The sequence below is a fragment of the Paenibacillus sp. FSL H8-0315 genome, from assembly GCF_038005365.1.
GTDB lineage: Bacteria > Bacillota > Bacilli > Paenibacillales > Paenibacillaceae > Paenibacillus_AQ > Paenibacillus_AQ odorifer.
Window position 1 is genome coordinate 6,405,050 of sequence record NZ_JBBOTA010000001.1, and the last position, 16,815, is coordinate 6,421,864.

A 16,815-nucleotide genomic window follows, 5' to 3' on the forward strand; every position below is an offset into this window, starting at 1 on the left:
ATATCTATTATTGTACGAAGAGGAGCAGCTCCAATGTTGCGAGTGGAAAATGTAACGCATTCTTATAAAAACGGTAATGAAACTACAGCAGTGCTTCATCAAATTGACTTTTCTGTGAAAGAGGGGGAGATGGTAGCACTGCTGGGGAGCTCGGGTTCCGGTAAGTCAACGATGCTCAATCTGATGGCAGGACTAATGAAACCTACGGAAGGCCATATTTATATTGCCGATCAAGATATCGTGAAGATGAGTGAGAATAAGCTATCGGAATTTCGCAGAAAAAATATCGGGTTTATCTTTCAAGCTTATGAGCTGATTACTAGCATGACAGTCCGTGAAAATGTAGAGCTGCCGCTGGTTTTTCAATCCGTTGCACCCTCTATACGTAAACAAAAAGCTTTAGAATTGTTGGAAGGAGTCGGCATTCCTGATAAAGCCGACTTGTTCCCTTCCCAGCTGTCTGGCGGACAGCAGCAGCGTGTTAGTATTGCACGCTCCTTGATTACGGAACCATCTGTTATCTTTGCAGATGAACCAACCGGAAACCTAGATTCGAAGACAGAAGAAGAAATTATCAATATCCTGCTTAACCTGAACAAGAAGATGAAGACCACCTTCATAGTTGTAACTCACGAGCTAAAAGTCGCGGAGCAAATGCAGCGGATATTCACGCTTCGGGACGGATATATGATTACTGAAAACCAAACTTCTTCGAATACTGAACTCGAAGGGGGTATACTCATTGAGGATTAGTGATATTTCCCGCTTGGCTTGGGAACAGGTTAAACGGCGGAAAGTTGTCACAGGTCTTTGTATGGCTGGCATATCCATTGGATGTGCTGCAATCATAGTTGCATTAAGTATAGGAGACTCCGCACAGAGCTACACGGAGCGGGAAATCAACCGCAATTTCAAAATGGATGAAATTACGGTGTCTCCCAACGGAGGTATACCCTCCCAAGGAGGAGGCAGCGGTGGCAGCGGATCGTCTGCGGCCAATGAAAAGCTTGATCCCGGCAGGCTGACAGCACAAAAGCTGGAGATTATTAAAGGCTTGCGGCATGTAACTGCAGCAGCTCCCTTTCAAGAGCTAGGGTACATACAGATGTTGACTATCGATAATAAAATAACAGATGTACAGCTTATTGGAACGGATCTACGCTTGTTAACGAAATATGATAAGAAATTCAAACAAGGCGGAGCTTCTGATTTGGTAGGAATGGCTGTACTGAACTATGGTGCAACCGTTGGACTGATTGATAACGAAACTCGGCAGCGTCTTTTTGAACAACTGAGTACAGATCCATATAACAATAAGTTGATGGAACAGTACAACAGCTTAAGCATGCTTCCAACAGATATGTACAAGCAACAGGTTCAATTACAGTCTTTTGATCCCGCCTCTCAAACCGGAGGGATGTTAGTTAGCTCACCGATTCAAGTTGTGGGAATCCTCGACAACCCGAGTGGAACGAACGAGGATATGGCTATGTACGACAAGAAGATCTATGTGTCACTAGAGACTGGCGAGCGGCTTGTAGAACAAATGAAGCTATCGAGTGGAACCGCTGGGCAAAAGGGTGTCTATAACTCAGCGATTGTAAAGGTAGACAGCACTGAGAATATCGTGGAACTAGAGAAGCTTATTCAGAAACTTACCTTAACAACAAGCACAAATTTGTATCAAAAAGAGGCACTCGCTGATACCTTCAGCATGGTTAAGAAAGCAGCTCTCGGTATAGGTGTATTTATTCTGATTATTGCTTCGATCTCCATTATCGTTGCGATGACTATGTCCACTCATCAACGACGACGGCAGATCGGTATTATGAAAGTGTTGGGCGCCAATATGGGCCAGATCCGCAATATGTTCATTACAGAAGCGGCATTGCTCGGGATGTTGGGCGGATTGCTCGGCATAGCCTTTTCATACTTGATTGTATTAGGAATTAATAAGCTCATCGGTAACTCTTCAGGAATGGGTGGAGGCGAGCCTTTGGTGATTTATATTCCTCTGATGACTCTTCCGGTAGGGATCGCATTTGCGGTAATGACAGGGGTATTATCGGGTATTTATCCGGCGATCAGTGCATCCAGAACGAATGCACTCACGGCGATTAAACGGGATTAGCTATTTTTAAGTTGAAAGGAAGCCAAAGTGATGAAGAGGAGAATCAAGTGGATTGTATTGGTACTGATTATAATTGCAGCAGGTTATTTTCTATATAGTAAGATGTATAAGCCTGAAGCGCAGTTAGAGCCTGTTGAACCCCCACAAGCCATAACTTTTGAGGTCACACAGGAGACCATTACCAATTCCATACAGGTTAAAGGTAATTCTAATTATGAGAAAGAAACGCTTGTTTATGCTCCATATGCTTCAAAGGTGACAAAGTGGAAGGTTGAGAACGGTGGACAGGTCAAAAAAGGTGATTTACTGTTTACTCTCGATCAGGAAGCCTTGAAGAATGAGATTGCTACACAAGAGGCGACCATCCGTAAAGCAAAGCTGGAAGCAGAGCTGAATGCATTTGTGAGCCAGCAAGACGAGGAGAATGCAGCCCTTGGTGCGACTGAAGCAGAACGCATTAAAGCACTCACAGCCCAAGAAGCAACACGGCTAGGGGACGAGCTTAATCAGGTCAATGCCGAAATACAAGCACGCGAATTAACAGAGAAAAAAGCCAAACTCAAAACAGCACTTTATTATGCTCCGGCAACCGGCATTTTCTTATTTGACAGTGCAAGCGAAATTCCGCAAACAGTGACAGATAATCAATATATCGGAAAAATAGTAGATATGAACAAGCTAGAATTCATTGCTCTTGTAGGTGAACAAGACGTCTTCCGTATAAAGACAGGTATGAAGGTTGACGTAAAAATGACAGCTATAAAAGATTTGAAGTTATCTGGAGAAGTTACGAAGGTGGCGAAATTTGCAAAGACAGCTTCAGGTCAGAATGCTACTGCCAGTTCGGTTCCTCAATTCGAAGTGGTTATCACGCTGCAGCCTGACGAGCATTTGATCGGTGGCTTAAGCTTAAACGGAGAAATTGAAACAGTTCGCAAAGAAAATGCCACCGTTGTATCCAGCATAGCTGTAATGCATGAAGGAGACCTCTCCTACGTTATGCTGGATAAAGGGGACGGGCAATATGAACGAAAAGACATCGAAGTGGGTCTGGAAACTACGGACAAAACAGAGGTTCTCTCTGGGTTGAAGGTTGGAGATGTTGTTGTTCTTCAGTAACAATGACTAACGCTTAGATTTACTTCTCAATCGTTTGACGCCAAACGTTAATATCTTTATTAAGATCGGTAAGATCAGGAACCGGGATTTGCTCATCGGAAAGGTTATATTTGGCTTTTAAGGCTAAGATCCGATAGACGCTTTCATCAATCCGTGTTTCTTGAATCTTACCGTTTTTTACGTTTTGCAGGAGGGAGTCCATGACCCGTTTTTCATTATCATAGCCGTGAGCGACAAGGAGAATATCACTACCTGCATTCACAGTATCTACTGCTGCTGTAGTCAGATCGTAGTTCTTCATAATGGCTCCCATGGTTAGATCGTCTGTAATTACGATTCCTTGGTAGCCCATTTCATCTCGAAGCTGTTCACCAATAATGGTACGCGATAAGGATGCGGGTTTGTCTGGATCTAATTTTGGAAACAAAATATGAGCGACCATTACGGCGTCCGTCCCCTCTTTAATGGCTGCTTGGAAGGGGAGCCATTCTAAGTCGGCTAGCTGACCGGCTGTTTTGTTCACAATCGGCAGATCCAGATGGGAGTCGACAGAAGTATCTCCGTGTCCTGGGAAATGCTTGACAACAGGAACGACGCCTTCGCTCTCAATTCCCTTCATTTCGGCAATCCCTAGTTGAATGACTTGGCCAGCAGCATTGCCGAACGACCGGTCTCCGATGACTGGATTGTCTGGATTGCTATTGATATCGAGAACGGGAGCAAAGTTCATATTAAATCCGGCTGAACGTACTTCTCTTGCGAGCAGCTTTCCCATTTTCTCGGCAGCAGCAGCGTCATTACTTGCACCCACTGTTCCGTTAGAAGGGAATGTAGCATATTCTTTAGGCATCCGGCTGACTTTTCCACCCTCCTGATCAACACTCATGAATAGTGGGGCAGGGTTGCCAGTGTTACTCTTTTTCATAGAATTGATAAGACTGATCATCCCTTTCAGGCTTTTAATATTGTCCTTATAGAGGATGATTCCACCGATTTTGTCCTCGGTAATCATTCTTTTAGCTTGCTCATCAAGGACAGTTCCATCAATTCCAACTAGGAGCATTTGTCCGATTTTTTCTTCCAAAGTCATCTCAGCAACCTGAAGAGCAATTGGATCGCTGACTGCTGAGGGGGTGGGAGCCAAGCTGGTGGTTGGTACAGGTGTGGATTCGGAGGTCGGTGAATCGGTAGCTTCGGACGGTGAATTATTGCTGCTATTAGAACAGCCAGCTATGAGGAATAGTGACACCATAGCTGCAATAATGAAGAGTGTACCGGAAATCTTAGGCTTTAGGCTGTGACGAGTCAATCTAATCATCTGAATAGTCGTCCTTTCGTTAGCTAAATTAGATATTGGGAGAGGAATCCTTGCTGACTTAGAAGCACGGTGATAAGATAAACTTAAATATTTACATATTAAATTTGAATAATGAGGTGACGGTCCAATGAAAGATGGATTAGTACAAGCACTTAATGAACAGATGAATTTCGAGTTTTATTCCGCTCATGTTTATCTAGCGATGGCTGCTTATTGTTCCGGCGAAAGTCTGGATGGATTTGCAAACTTTTTTCTAATTCAAGCCGAAGAAGAACGGTTCCATGCCATGAAGATTTATAAATTCCTTAACGACCGGGATAACCGTGCTACGCTAGAAGCACTGCCAGAGCCGAAGAACGAATATAACTCGATGTTAGATGCTTTTGAACATGCCTTCGCGCATGAACAGCAGAACACTAAACGGTTCTATCATTTGGCTGACCTTGCTCTGGATGAGCGTGAACATGCGACGATTTATTTCTTGAAATGGTTTATAGACGAGCAAGTAGAAGAAGAAGCACTCTTTAGCAACATCATCAGTAAACTGAAACGAATTGAAAAAGATAGCAACGCCTTCTACATGCTGGATGCCGAGTTTGCTGCACGTACTTTTACAGCTCCGGCTGAATAAGTTATTGAAGCCCAACAGCCTGAGAAATCAGGCTGTTTTATTTTATAGAGGTAGGAAGTTTAATCGCGAGCAGCTTATTATCCGTCCGAATCATCAGCATCCCTCCAGTTTTAAGGGAAGGGGCAAAGTTACGAGAGCCTGTGTTCACAGTGAAAATAGGCTTTAGAGTTAACATGTCATAAGCGTGAAATAGGCCGTCAGATTGTCCACTATAAACCACGTTTCCGAACAGATCCGTCTGTACCACTGGATTCTCTCCAATATTGAGGTCGACAAGCTGGCCGGTTCCTAGCTTAAGTGCGGATAAAGTACCTTTATCTTGATTTTGAAATAACATTCTTTGTTGATAAACTTGGTTCAATGGAGAGTCTTTTTCTTTAACCATCGAGGTCCAGGTTTGCACCGGTTTACCCTCTGCAGAATAATTCCAGAAATCATATTTCACAAATTTACTGCCCTGAAAGATATAAAAGTCCTTTCCATCCAAAAACGCGTTTCCATTCATCCCATTATAACTGTACACACCATCTTTATTCTCGGTATCTGTCCATTTATATAAACGTTCTCCTTTTAATTCACCTGTCTTTATGTTGAACACGGATACTTTGACTTTTCGATTTACCGGGTCATCATCCATCATAAATGTATTCGTGATAGAGTAGAGGAGCCCATCCTTCACTGCTAACGGCATCCACTGCCGGGTCTGGTCCCATAGTTTTTTTCCTGTCAGACTGTCATAAGCGGCGAGTCCAGCAGTTGTTAAGGCCCCTTGAGACAGATAGCTGCGAATAACGACCCCATCTGATTCCATGACCTCTGATAAGCCTGTAAAGTTATTGCTTTTCTCTACAGCCTTCCATTTGATCTTTCCGGTTACGGCGTCAACTGCTGCTAATTGTTCCTCTTGAGTAACATAAATAGTAGATCCTAAACGCTGTACATTTGTAGCTTTGGGGAGTGTTATGGAAGCCGACCATGCTTTTTTACCTGCCTCATTAACGGCATATAGGGAGCCGCTTTGGGTTAGACCGTAGATAAATCCATTGCTGTATGTGAATAGCGGCGCTAATCCACTTCCGAACTCCCATATTTTTTTGCCTGTTGCCGCATTCATTGCGGTTAATTTTTCATTGCGCTGCAACGCAAAGATCTTTCCGTTTTCCGCGAGTGCTGTAATGTCCTGTCCGGTGATTCTGTCTTTTTTTAAAATGGCGAGTTGTGCTGACCAAACAGGTTTTAGGATCGGGGCTGTGACTTCACTGTAATAAGTGTTACTTAGGCTTACAATTGCTTTTTCTGCAGAAATGACTGACATTGATCCACTGTTTGTTATTGGAATTAAAATACTCCCTATAGCTAAACATGTAACAATTTTCTTCGGCAAAGACTGAATCATCACTCCACGCTCCTTTGAATTAGTCATTACTATAATTAGACAATAAAAATAGCAAAAAGTTACTATTCCAGAAGAATGGAAGCAAAGTTGAACGGGGGCAAACTATGTTGCGTTCTGCAAAACAGTTACGACCTTGCAACTCTATTTGACAGAGGGAACTATTGCGCCCCGTAGCAACACTGTTTCTCTAGACCCACCCGATTCTCAAAGTGTAGTATAGAACAATACTATTCTTTGGGGGTTCTTTTTTTGGAAACTTATAACGACATTAAACAAGGCGAAAAAGGAGCTTGGCTAAGCATCGTTGCTTATATCTTTTTATCAGCTATCAAGCTGTTCATAGGTACGGTCTCAGGATCTCAAGCGTTGCTTGCAGATGGATTGAATAACAGTACAGATATTATTGCTTCTATCGCGGTACTAATTGGCCTGAAGATTTCCAGAAGACCGCCGGATTCGAACCACAGCTACGGGCATTTTAGAGCGGAGACCGTGGCTTCATTAATTGCTTCATTCATTATGATTGCGGTAGGGCTTCAAGTTTTGTACCAAGCTGTGAACAAATTTATTCAACCAGCACTGGAAAGTCCTGATCTCATAGCGGCGTGGACGGCAGTGGGCTGTGCTGTAGTTATGATGGCTGTCTATATGTATAATATTAGGCTGGCCCGTGCCATTAACAGTAACGCAATGCGGGCAGTAGCACTGGATAATCGATCAGATGCTATAGTTAGCGTGGGCGCTTTTATCGGAATTGTGGCTTCCTCCTTGGGCGTTCCTTGGCTTGACCCGCTTACAGCCATCATTGTCGGACTAATCATCTGTAAGACGGCATGGGATATCTTTAGCAAAGCTACGCATGATCTGACGGACGGATTTGATGCGGAAGAGCTTGAACATATGAAAGAAACTGTGGCAGAAATTGATGGTGTACAATCCATAAAAGATATCAAAGCCCGTATCCATGGGAATAACGTATTAGTAGACACAACTGTGCTAGTGGATTCTCAGCTAAGTGTAGTGCAGAGTCATGATATTACGGAAGAAATTGAAGAACAGTTAAAAGACCGGCACCAAGTTTCCAATGTACTTGTACATATCGAACCCGTGATGAAGTAGAAATTTATCAGTAGGTGCCATATGTACAGCTAATGGTTGAATATAAGCACCTGTGATGTTGTTAATAGTTCTTTTGTCGAGAAAGGTGGAAAATAAAATTAAAATGTAATTTTCAAGAAACGGAATGGTGATTTCATGATCGCTTGGAAAGATTCATATGATATCGGTGTAGAAAAAATTGACTGCCAGCACAGACAGTTGTTAGCGAAATTGAACGAATTCTTTGAAGCATGCAGTAATCAGCAAGGGAAAGAAAAGATTGAGGAAACACTGAAATTCTTAAAAGAATACACGATTGAACATTTCAGTAATGAAGAGCAGCTGATGGAGGAGATCAACTTCCCTGAACTAGCTGAACATCGTCAGACGCATGCTGATTTCGTGAAGGCAGTTCTCGAATTGGAAGAAACGGTCAAAACAAAGGGAGTATCCGTACTCTCAACCATCAAGCTTAATCGAACGTTAACAGACTGGCTGATAAATCACATTAATAAATGCGATAAGCTGATTGGTCAATGTATGGCCACACGTGATAAAGCGATATAAGATAAACCTCCAAAGAAGATGCCGATGGGCATTTTCTTTTTTTAGTTCCGATGTTTTCCGAACACCGCATTGCAGTTTATACTGGGTTAACGGTTTGTGTTATGATTTGAGATAAGAAGTAGAGAAGTAGTTAGGTAAAGGGGAGAGAAACGATGAAAACATTACGAATGTTAGCTTCAGGATTTGCTATGCTGCTCATTCTGGGTCTTGTTAATTTCTACATTGGCTATCACGGCTGGTTACTTATTCATGAATGGTTTTCAGGTGTTTCGTCAGCAGTATTCTGGACATTATTTATGCTGATCGCTTTTGCGTATGTCATTGGAATGATCCCATGGCCAAAATCGGTTAAACCGATCGCCAGGTTCTTTAAAGTGATTGGATCGTATTATTTAGCGTGTATGGAATTTGCAATCATTATGTTACCTTTGGCAGACCTATTATATGTGATACTGGGATGGTCAGGAATCAATCGTACCTATTACATTGCAGAAGCGGGCGGGACAATTCTGATATTACTGGCAGTCTTTCTGGTCTGGGGTTCAATCAACGCCTGGAGTACCGTGATCCGCACACATTCCATACCTATTGATAAATCTATTGGCACCAGCACGCCATTAACGATCGCGGTTGCTTCAGACCTGCACTTAGGGAATATCGTGGGCAATCGTCATCTCAAAAAAATGGTGGCACAAATGAACGCGATGCAACCCGATGTGATTTTGCTGGCTGGAGATGTCTTGGATGACAGCATTGAACCTTTTATCCGCAATAGTATGAGTGAACAGATTAAACAGTTAAAAGCTCGTTATGGTGTCTACGCAGTACTGGGCAATCACGAATATTATGGTGGATCAATTAAGGAATATACCGATTTGATGAGTAGTATTGGGATCAAGGTCCTGCAAGATGAGGTTGAAGAAGTCGCAGGAACGTATATTGTAGGCCGAAAAGACAAGACAGCCGAGACGATGGAAGCTGGTGGCAGACAAAGTGTAAGCACCTTGCTCGAAGGACTTGATCTTACACGTCCTGTGATTATGATGGATCATCAGCCTACAGGCTTCGACGTAGCCGCTCAAGCTGGGGTAGACGTTCTACTCTCTGGTCATACGCACCGAGGACAGATTGCTCCTAATCACTGGATCACTAAACGTTTGTTCGAGCTGGACTGGGGATATCTTCGTAAGGACAATTTGCATGTAGTGGTGTCGTCAGGATATGGAACATGGGGACCCCCAATTCGTTTAGCAAGCCGGTCGGAGATCATTAAGCTGGAGGTTATGCTGGAGGGTTCTAAAAAATACAGTGAAGAGCCTGTTTCCACAAAAACGGTGTTAATCTAAAGTGAGTTTATTTAGAGGCTGTTTCATCAGCAGATTTATTCTGCCAGGTGAGGCAGCTTCTTTTTTTTGACAACTCATGGGGAGTGTAGTATGTTTAAAATTAGTTAAGGACTTAACTATATTGGAGCTGAATTATAGAATATGGATCATTTACAACAGTTTGTGCTGAATCAGCCATTGCATACCAAAGCATTTTTTACATTAGTTGAAGCTACTGCAAATTTAGTTTCTGTTTCTGAGAAATATTGGCAGTCGAAAGGATTGAATGGAGCAAGAATTCGTATCTTGGTGGAGATCTCTAAACAGGGAGGTGCGATTCTGCCTTCTACATTGGCTCACATTATTGGAGTTACCAAAGCTAATATAAGCATGCTGTTAACACCATTGGAGCGAGATGGATTAATAACCCGTTCGAATGATACCAAGGATGGCAGAAAAAGCGTCATTTCGATTACGACTGAAGGCCAGCAATTACTTCTGGAGCATCTTCCAGAGAATCGTAAGGCTGTCGCAGAGAGAATGAAGAATCTGAATGATCAGGAGCTTCATCAACTTATCTTTTTATTACAAAAACTGAGTACATTGGAATAACAGAAAGGGTGTTATGTATGTCGATTATGGTTACAGGAGCCACAGGTCAATTAGGCAGCTTAATTATGGAGAAGCTTGAGAAGTACGTTCCGGCTAGTCAAGTTATTGCTTGTGTTCGTCAGCCAGAGAAAGCTGTTAATTATTTAGAAAAAGGGTTCGAAGTCCGTTTTGGCGATTATGACCAGTTAGATACGCTGATTGAAGCTTTTACTGGGGTCACAACGTTACTTTTAATCTCCAGCTCTCATACCGATGATAAGATCAGATTATATCAGCATGCTCAGGTCATTCATGCAGCACAAAAGGCCAATGTGAAGCATCTGCTTTATACTGGATTTGCCTTTCCACCCAAAGGTCCGATTCCTTCTTATCATGTTCATTTACTAACTGAGCAGATGATTCTTGAATCAGGGATAGATTATACGTTTCTACGTAACGCTTTGTATATAGATTTTGTGGGTGTGCTTGGGTTGAAGGAAGCGATGGAAAGCGGTGAGCTACCCACTTATCCAGGGAACTGGCAGTTTAATTCAGTCACTCGTGAGGACCTCGCTTTAGCTACGGCAAAGGTTCTTACAACGAATGGACATATGAACCAAGTCTACGAACTAGCTGCACCCAACGTTTGGGACTTCAACGAATTAGTTGATGTATTATCAGAGTTATCAGGGAAAAAAATTACGTTTCGCCAGGATTCAAGTATTCAGCATTGGATTTATTCGTTTCTAGCGAAGATAGATACTGCTTCTACATCAAAAGATCTGGAGAGACTGATGGAGCGGCCGGTTACCACACTTAGAGAGAGTATTAAGCCTTTTGTTTGATCTGACTTTAGTTGTTCTATCGTTATAAAGTTGTTACTATGAGTTCATCCATTATTCAGGGAGTGTAAATGATGAAGAAGATTTTAGTAGCAGATGACGATGTGAATATTCGAACATTATTAAAACATGTACTAACAAGGGAAGGATATCAGGTGATGGAGGCCAGTGATGGCCGAGATGCGATACATAAATTGCAGGACAGTATTGCGGATTTAGCGGTCGTAGATGTAATGATGCCACATGTAGATGGGTTAGAGCTATGTCAGCATATTAGAGAAACGTATGATATTCCGATTATTTTATTGACAGCACGTCAGCAGCTGAGTGATAAAGAGCAAGGTTATTTGCGGGGGACGGATGATTATCTAACGAAACCTTTTGAGCCTGAAGAGTTGCTATTTCGGATCAAAGCGTTATTTCGCCGCTATTCCATTGCTTCAGATGATCGGATTCGATTAAATTCTCTAGTTATTGACCGCAAAAATTATGAAATAACCGATGGTGATGAGGTTCTGCTGCTACCGGTAAAAGAGTTTGAGCTTCTGGCTCAACTCGCACAATATCCAGGCAGGTTATATACACGTAGTGAGTTAATTGAACTGGTATGGGGCATGGATTATGAAGGGGATGAGCGAACAGTCGATGTACATATCAAACGTTTGCGTCAGCGCTTCGTAGATTATCAGGAAGATTTTGTGATCCGAACCGTTCGAGGCATTGGCTATAAATTGGAGATGGTTAACGTATGAGATCCTTGTATGTCCGGATGTGTATTGTCTTCTGTTCAGTAATTGTGGTGAGTAGCCTTCTTGGATTTTTGGTGTCTAATATTTACTATCAAGCCCAGATTAAATCTCAGAACGATGCCAAACTTACCGGAATGGCTATCGAGGTTCAACAATTCGCAGAATCACATCCGGAGACAATGGAGGATTATTTGCGGAGTATAGCCAAGCTGGGTTATAAAATCTATTTAACAGATGCTGAAGGGGAATCAAGATTCTACGGTAAGCCCTTTAGAAAAGAAGATTTGGATGAGCAGCAACTAGAGAAGGTTCTGAATGGGCAAATTTATCATGGGGTTGCGGATTTCCCGGACAGTGCATTTATTACCGGATTTTTTGATAATCAACTGCGTAATTCAATTGGTGTTCCTGTAAAAGTAAACAATGAGACGTATGCTTTGTTTATGCGTCCGGATGCTGAAGTACAATTCGGTGAGCTGCGCGTCTTTTTTGCTGTGATCATTGGGTTCACCGTGTTGTTTAGCTTAGGCTTTGTAATGATTAGCGTACTGCATGTAGTTAGACCTATTACACGTTTGACGACGGCCACTAAACGGATCTCAAAAGGCAGATACGATATCAAATTGAATACGTGGCGGCGTGATGAGATTGGTCAGTTAGCTTCCCATTTTATGATTATGAGCCGGGAGCTGGAACGAACAAATCGGGCACGTCAGGAATTTGTCGCTAATGTATCACATGAAATTGAGTCGCCATTAACATCAATTCAGGGATTTGCCCAAGCGTTACAAGATTCAACCTTACCTGAGGATGAACGGTTACAGTATCTCAATATCATTGACCAAGAAAGCCATCGTCTTTCATTGCTAAGCAAACAGCTGCTTACCTTGTCTTCGCTTGATTATGATCCTAATTCCATACAGAAAAAGTCGACAGACTTACGTGCACAACTAAGACAGGTCGTACAAATCATGGAATGGAGATTAACAGAGAAACAACTGGCCGTGCGTTTGAATCTTGCAGACATCAGCGTTCTAGGTGATCCAAATCTATTGTTCCAGGTATGGATGAACCTGCTCTCTAACGCCATAAAATACACACCTGCTGAGGGTTCCATTATGATTTCCGCGAAGCTTATGGAACAGAACTGTATTGTTTCTGTGTCTGATACGGGTGAAGGCATTTCAGCCGAGGAGTTGCCGTTAATCTTTGATCGTTTCTATAAAGTAGATCGAGCACGAACGCATGAAACCCATAGCAGCGGACTTGGACTTGCGATTTCTCAAAAAATAGTAGAAGCGCATAACGGAACCATTGAAGTAACCAGTACTTTGGGTGAAGGGACTACCTTTACAGTTACACTTCCGCTTTTGTAATTCATTATTCATACTCCGTTCATTTTCATCTTCTAAACTGTGACTATACAGATTAGAAGGAGTGGTAATATGTTTTTAGCCTTAAGGGAAATGCGACATTCTAAAGCCAGATACCTATTAATTATGGTTATCATGTTATTGGTTTCCTTTCTTGTACTTTTCGTCACGGGACTAGCCAGAGGATTAGCTTATGCAAATATCTCTGCAGTAGAGAACATGCCGGCGAATTATTTTGTAGTGCAAGGTGATGCGGATCAGACCTTTAGACGTTCTCAGTTAACAGATACGGAGCTCCAGAATGTACGTGCAGTAGTTGGAGACAATAATGCATCTTCACTTGCAATGCAGATGAGCACTGTCACTGCTAACGAGGCAGACGTAAAAGCAGATATTACTTTTTTTGCAGTAGATATGAATGGGTTATCAGCTCCTAAAGTAGTTGAAGGTGACAAGATTACAAACGAGACAAACGGTAAAGTCCTTGTTGATCGTGACCTGGAACAGTCAGGAATCAAACTTGGCAGTATCATTCGTGATCAGGCAACCGGGATGGAATTTACTGTCGCAGGTTTTGTTGAGGATAGCTCTTACAGCCATACCCCAGTAGTTTATATCAACAATCAGGATTGGCAAGCTATGAAGCAGGGGGTTAACCAAGGAGAAGAAACCTCTTCGTCGGTACCGTTTAATGTGATTGCCCTTAATGCGAATGCTGATCAAGTAAATAAGATTTCAACGAATGTAAAAGATGTAGAGGTCATTACGCAAAAAGTAGCTATTTCCAATATTCCGGGCTACTCGGCAGAGCAGGGTTCACTGCTAATGATGATTGTTTTCCTGTTTGTGATCGCAGCGTTTGTTCTGGCAGTATTCTTCTATGTCATTACGATTCAGAAAACTAGTCAGTTTGGTATTCTGAAGGCGATGGGTACCAAAATGTCTTACTTGGCTTGGAGTGTGGTAGGGCAGGTTATGATTTTAGCTATTTCAAGTCTTTGCATTAGCTTACTGCTTACCTTTGGGATGAATAAGGTTCTGCCTGATTCGATGCCATTCCAACTGGAGCCTTCCACCATTCTTTTAACCAGCTGTTTATTCGTTGGGATGTCTCTTTTAGGATCACTAATTTCTGTCGCTAAAGTGGCAAAAGTAGATGCATTAGAAGCTATTGGGAGGGCTGGAGCATGAGTGCAAAACTAATCATGAAGCAAGTAACCAAAAACTACGGTGATGGCGACACAACGGTGTCTGTGCTGAACAATTTGAATCTGATCGTTAATGAAGGGGAATTCGTTGCTGTCCTTGGACCTTCGGGAACGGGGAAAAGTACATTCCTTTCAGCGGCTGGTGCACTTCTAACACCTACTAGTGGTGAAATTTTTATAGATGGGGAATCACTTACAGATAAAAGTAAAAGTGAGCTGACGGAGCTCCGTTTAGAGAAGATAGGTTTTATGTTCCAAAGCGCTCAGTTGTTGCCTTATTTGAAGGTGGAGGAGCAACTCCTTTTTGTAGCCAAGCAGGCGAAAATGAGTGCTAAGGAAGCGAAGGAACGGGCTGCTGATTTGATGAAGCGGCTGGATATCTGGAAACGGCGTAATCATTATCCGGAACAGCTCTCCGGTGGGGAGAAGCAGCGTGTAGCTATCGCTAGAGCGTGGATGAATAAACCAGCGATTCTCTTTGCAGACGAGCCGACAGCCAGTCTGGACTTCAAACGCGGAAGAGAAGTTGTACGCATGATCGCTGATGAGGTGAAGAGTGAAGGTAAAGCAGCGGTAATGGTCACTCATGATGAACGGATGCTCGAATGGTGTGACCGGGTTCTGCATCTGGAAGACGGGCATTTGGTTGAACATCAAGTATAATTTCATAGTGTGGAAGAAAAAAAGCTACTTGTCTTTTCTAAAGACAAGTAGCTTTTTTATAAAGACATCGGTAGCTAAGGAAGAAGAACATTCTTGATGTCGGATGATTGAGAATTGCCTTTCCAGATGATGTTGCCTGATTGGCAGCTCTTTGATCTCACCGCTTTCTAGTTCCTTCCGTACAATCCATCTGGAGAGCATGGCGATTCCGAGGCCAGAGGCCACAGCTTCTTTAACACCTTGAGAGCTGTTGAAGACATAGGATCTTTTAACAGAAATATCTTCCTCCTGTAGGAAATGATCACTGAAAGCTCGTGTACCTGAGCCGTGTTCGCGAAGCACCCAAACCTGATCCTGCAACATACTCTGCTCCACAGAAATCGCTTTTGACAGAGGGTGGGTAGCAGGAGCGACCATAATCATCTCGTCTTTCATATAAGGAGTGACATTCAGATCATTCTCATGGACCTCACCTTCAATAAACCCTATGTCCAGTTCGTTGGATTTAACGCCTCCAATAATCTCCTCAGTATTACCTATCGTCACTTGCAGCTTGACCTGCGGATATTGATTGGCAAAATCAGCAAGTCTTGCCGGCAAAATATATTCACCTATAGTAAAACTAGCGCCGATATGTATACTCCCAGTGACTTCGTCCTGAAGCATATGGATTTCCTGACTTGCTTCATCGAAATGAGCCAATATTTGTTTGGCGTGTTTATAAAGAATACTGCCGGCTTCTGTTAATCTAACCTGTTTAGAAGAACGATGCAGGAGTTTAGCACCGAGCTCATTCTCAAGATTCCGGATATGCAGACTGACACCGGGTTGAGATAAATTCAGCGCTTCTCCTGCTTTGGAAAAATGACTCAGTTCAGCTACAGTAACGAATACGCGTAATGGATCTACAATCATTGTAATCCCTCATTAGATTAGTCTATACTCCCGAATAAGCCAAGAATCCACCGTCAACGGGGACGGTAACTCCGGTCACAAAGCTGGACATTGCTTCATCTGCTAACCAGAGTAGTGTGCCAAGCAGATCCTCCGGCTTTCCAAAGCGGCGCATTGGAGTATGAGAGATGATTTTTTGGGAACGGTCTGTAAGCTCGCCATCTTCACGAACCAACAGCTTCTCATTTTGTTTAGTAAGGAAAAAGCCAGGGGCAATGGCATTCACACGTATACCAGACTCAGCGAAATGAACGGAGAGCCACTGGGTGAGATTATTAATTCCTGCTTTGGCAGCGCTGTAGGCAGGTACTTTGGTCATTGGAGAAGGTGCGCTCATGGATGAAATATTAATAACAGATGTGCCCGTTCTGCCGAGCATCTGCTTGGCAAAAACTTGGGTTGGGATCAATGTTCCAATCAGATTTAGGTCCATCACATTGCGAAATCCATCTACGCTAAGGTCAAAAAAAGTGAATATGTCCGGGTTCTCCAGATCATCATTTTTGAAAATCTCTTGGGTCGTATTTGCTGAGGAATCATTTCCGCCAGCACCGTTAATTAATAGATCGCAAGGACCCCAGTGATTCTTAACAGCTTCTGCGGCTTTCATAACACTCTGTTGATCTGTAACATCACAGGAGAGTGAAATCGCTTGACCGCCTGCGGCTGTAATTTCAGCGGCAACCAAATCTCCCTTAGCTGCGGTGCGATTTAGAATCGCGACTTTAGCTCCTTGCCGACCTAACTCTAGCGCCATAACCCGGCATAATACACCGGCTCCTCCGGTAATCACAGCGATTTTTCCTTCTAATGCTGGATGCAAAGTTAATTCTAGCATAACCATTGAACC

At 42.8% G+C, this 16,815-nt stretch carries 17 protein-coding genes; 13 read left to right on the forward strand and 4 right to left on the reverse strand.

The window, feature by feature from the left end; all coding sequences use genetic code 11:
• Positions 1-33: 33 nt before the first annotated feature.
• The 3 genes from MHB56_RS28010 to MHB56_RS28020 are packed head-to-tail and all read left to right on the forward strand — an operon-like array spanning position 34 to position 3,250.
• Positions 34-753, forward strand: a complete 720-nt coding sequence (locus tag MHB56_RS28010) for an ABC transporter ATP-binding protein (protein WP_076129325.1) — start codon at positions 34-36, stop codon at positions 751-753.
• Positions 743-2,131, forward strand: a complete 1,389-nt coding sequence (locus MHB56_RS28015) for an ABC transporter permease (protein WP_179086823.1) — start codon at positions 743-745, stop codon at positions 2,129-2,131. The genes MHB56_RS28010 and MHB56_RS28015 overlap by 11 nt, the downstream gene beginning before the upstream one ends.
• Before the next feature lie 30 nt (positions 2,132-2,161).
• Positions 2,162-3,250 carry an efflux RND transporter periplasmic adaptor subunit gene (locus MHB56_RS28020; protein WP_076129326.1) on the forward strand — a complete coding sequence of 363 codons (1,089 nt, stop codon included), beginning with the start codon at positions 2,162-2,164 and terminating at the stop codon, positions 3,248-3,250.
• Positions 3,251-3,269: 19 nt separating this feature from the next.
• Here MHB56_RS28020 and nagZ read toward each other — a convergent pair whose 3' ends face one another.
• On the reverse strand, positions 3,270-4,568 hold the full coding sequence (gene nagZ / locus MHB56_RS28025; protein ID WP_341144259.1) for a beta-N-acetylhexosaminidase: 1,299 nt from the start codon (positions 4,566-4,568) through the stop codon (positions 3,270-3,272).
• Positions 4,569-4,695: 127 nt separating this feature from the next.
• Here nagZ and MHB56_RS28030 point away from each other — a divergent pair, with 127 nt between their 5' ends.
• On the forward strand, positions 4,696-5,199 hold the full coding sequence (locus tag MHB56_RS28030) for a ferritin (protein WP_076129328.1): 504 nt from the start codon (positions 4,696-4,698) through the stop codon (positions 5,197-5,199).
• 37 nt (positions 5,200-5,236) lie between these two features.
• Here MHB56_RS28030 and MHB56_RS28035 read toward each other — a convergent pair whose 3' ends face one another.
• The gene (locus MHB56_RS28035) at positions 5,237-6,595 is read right to left on the reverse strand and encodes a PQQ-binding-like beta-propeller repeat protein (RefSeq protein WP_076129329.1); all 1,359 of its coding nucleotides are present in this window, start codon (positions 6,593-6,595) and stop codon (positions 5,237-5,239) included.
• Positions 6,596-6,844: 249 nt separating this feature from the next.
• Between MHB56_RS28035 and MHB56_RS28040 the strand changes: the two genes are divergently transcribed.
• From MHB56_RS28040 to MHB56_RS28080, 9 genes are all read left to right on the forward strand, one after another.
• A complete protein-coding gene (locus MHB56_RS28040; RefSeq protein WP_076129330.1) occupies positions 6,845-7,714 on the forward strand; it encodes a cation diffusion facilitator family transporter in 870 nt (289 codons plus the stop codon).
• 135 nt (positions 7,715-7,849) lie between these two features.
• Positions 7,850-8,260, forward strand: coding sequence for a bacteriohemerythrin (locus MHB56_RS28045; protein WP_051491008.1), 411 nt, complete (start codon positions 7,850-7,852; stop codon positions 8,258-8,260).
• A 152-nt stretch (positions 8,261-8,412) separates the two neighbouring features.
• The gene (locus tag MHB56_RS28050) at positions 8,413-9,606 is read left to right on the forward strand and encodes a metallophosphoesterase (protein ID WP_076129331.1); all 1,194 of its coding nucleotides are present in this window, start codon (positions 8,413-8,415) and stop codon (positions 9,604-9,606) included.
• 141 nt (positions 9,607-9,747) lie between these two features.
• Positions 9,748-10,197, forward strand: a complete 450-nt coding sequence (locus tag MHB56_RS28055; RefSeq protein WP_076280715.1) for a MarR family winged helix-turn-helix transcriptional regulator — start codon at positions 9,748-9,750, stop codon at positions 10,195-10,197.
• Positions 10,198-10,214: 17 nt separating this feature from the next.
• Positions 10,215-11,021 (forward strand): NmrA family NAD(P)-binding protein, encoded by an 807-nt coding sequence (locus MHB56_RS28060; RefSeq protein WP_341144260.1) that lies wholly within the window; start codon positions 10,215-10,217, stop codon positions 11,019-11,021.
• A gap of 71 nt (positions 11,022-11,092) precedes the next feature.
• Positions 11,093-11,770 carry a response regulator transcription factor gene (locus MHB56_RS28065; protein WP_076129334.1) on the forward strand — a complete coding sequence of 226 codons (678 nt, stop codon included), beginning with the start codon at positions 11,093-11,095 and terminating at the stop codon, positions 11,768-11,770.
• Positions 11,767-13,143, forward strand: a complete 1,377-nt coding sequence (locus tag MHB56_RS28070) for a sensor histidine kinase (RefSeq protein WP_076185929.1) — start codon at positions 11,767-11,769, stop codon at positions 13,141-13,143. Before MHB56_RS28065 ends, MHB56_RS28070 begins: the two co-directional genes overlap by 4 nt.
• Positions 13,144-13,212: 69 nt before the next feature.
• Entirely contained in the window at positions 13,213-14,331 is a 1,119-nt protein-coding gene (locus MHB56_RS28075; protein ID WP_341144261.1) for an ABC transporter permease, read from the forward strand.
• Positions 14,328-15,011 (forward strand): ABC transporter ATP-binding protein, encoded by a 684-nt coding sequence (locus MHB56_RS28080; protein WP_076129337.1) that lies wholly within the window; start codon positions 14,328-14,330, stop codon positions 15,009-15,011. The genes MHB56_RS28075 and MHB56_RS28080 overlap by 4 nt, the downstream gene beginning before the upstream one ends.
• 24 nt (positions 15,012-15,035) lie before the next feature.
• Here the strand turns inward: MHB56_RS28080 and MHB56_RS28085 are convergent, their stop codons facing one another.
• Both MHB56_RS28085 and MHB56_RS28090 read right to left on the reverse strand, forming a co-directional pair.
• Entirely contained in the window at positions 15,036-15,926 is an 891-nt protein-coding gene (locus tag MHB56_RS28085; protein WP_036678189.1) for a LysR family transcriptional regulator, read from the reverse strand.
• Between the two features lie 22 nt (positions 15,927-15,948).
• A complete protein-coding gene (locus MHB56_RS28090; RefSeq protein WP_341144262.1) occupies positions 15,949-16,803 on the reverse strand; it encodes an SDR family oxidoreductase in 855 nt (284 codons plus the stop codon).
• Positions 16,804-16,815: the final 12 nt, after the last annotated feature.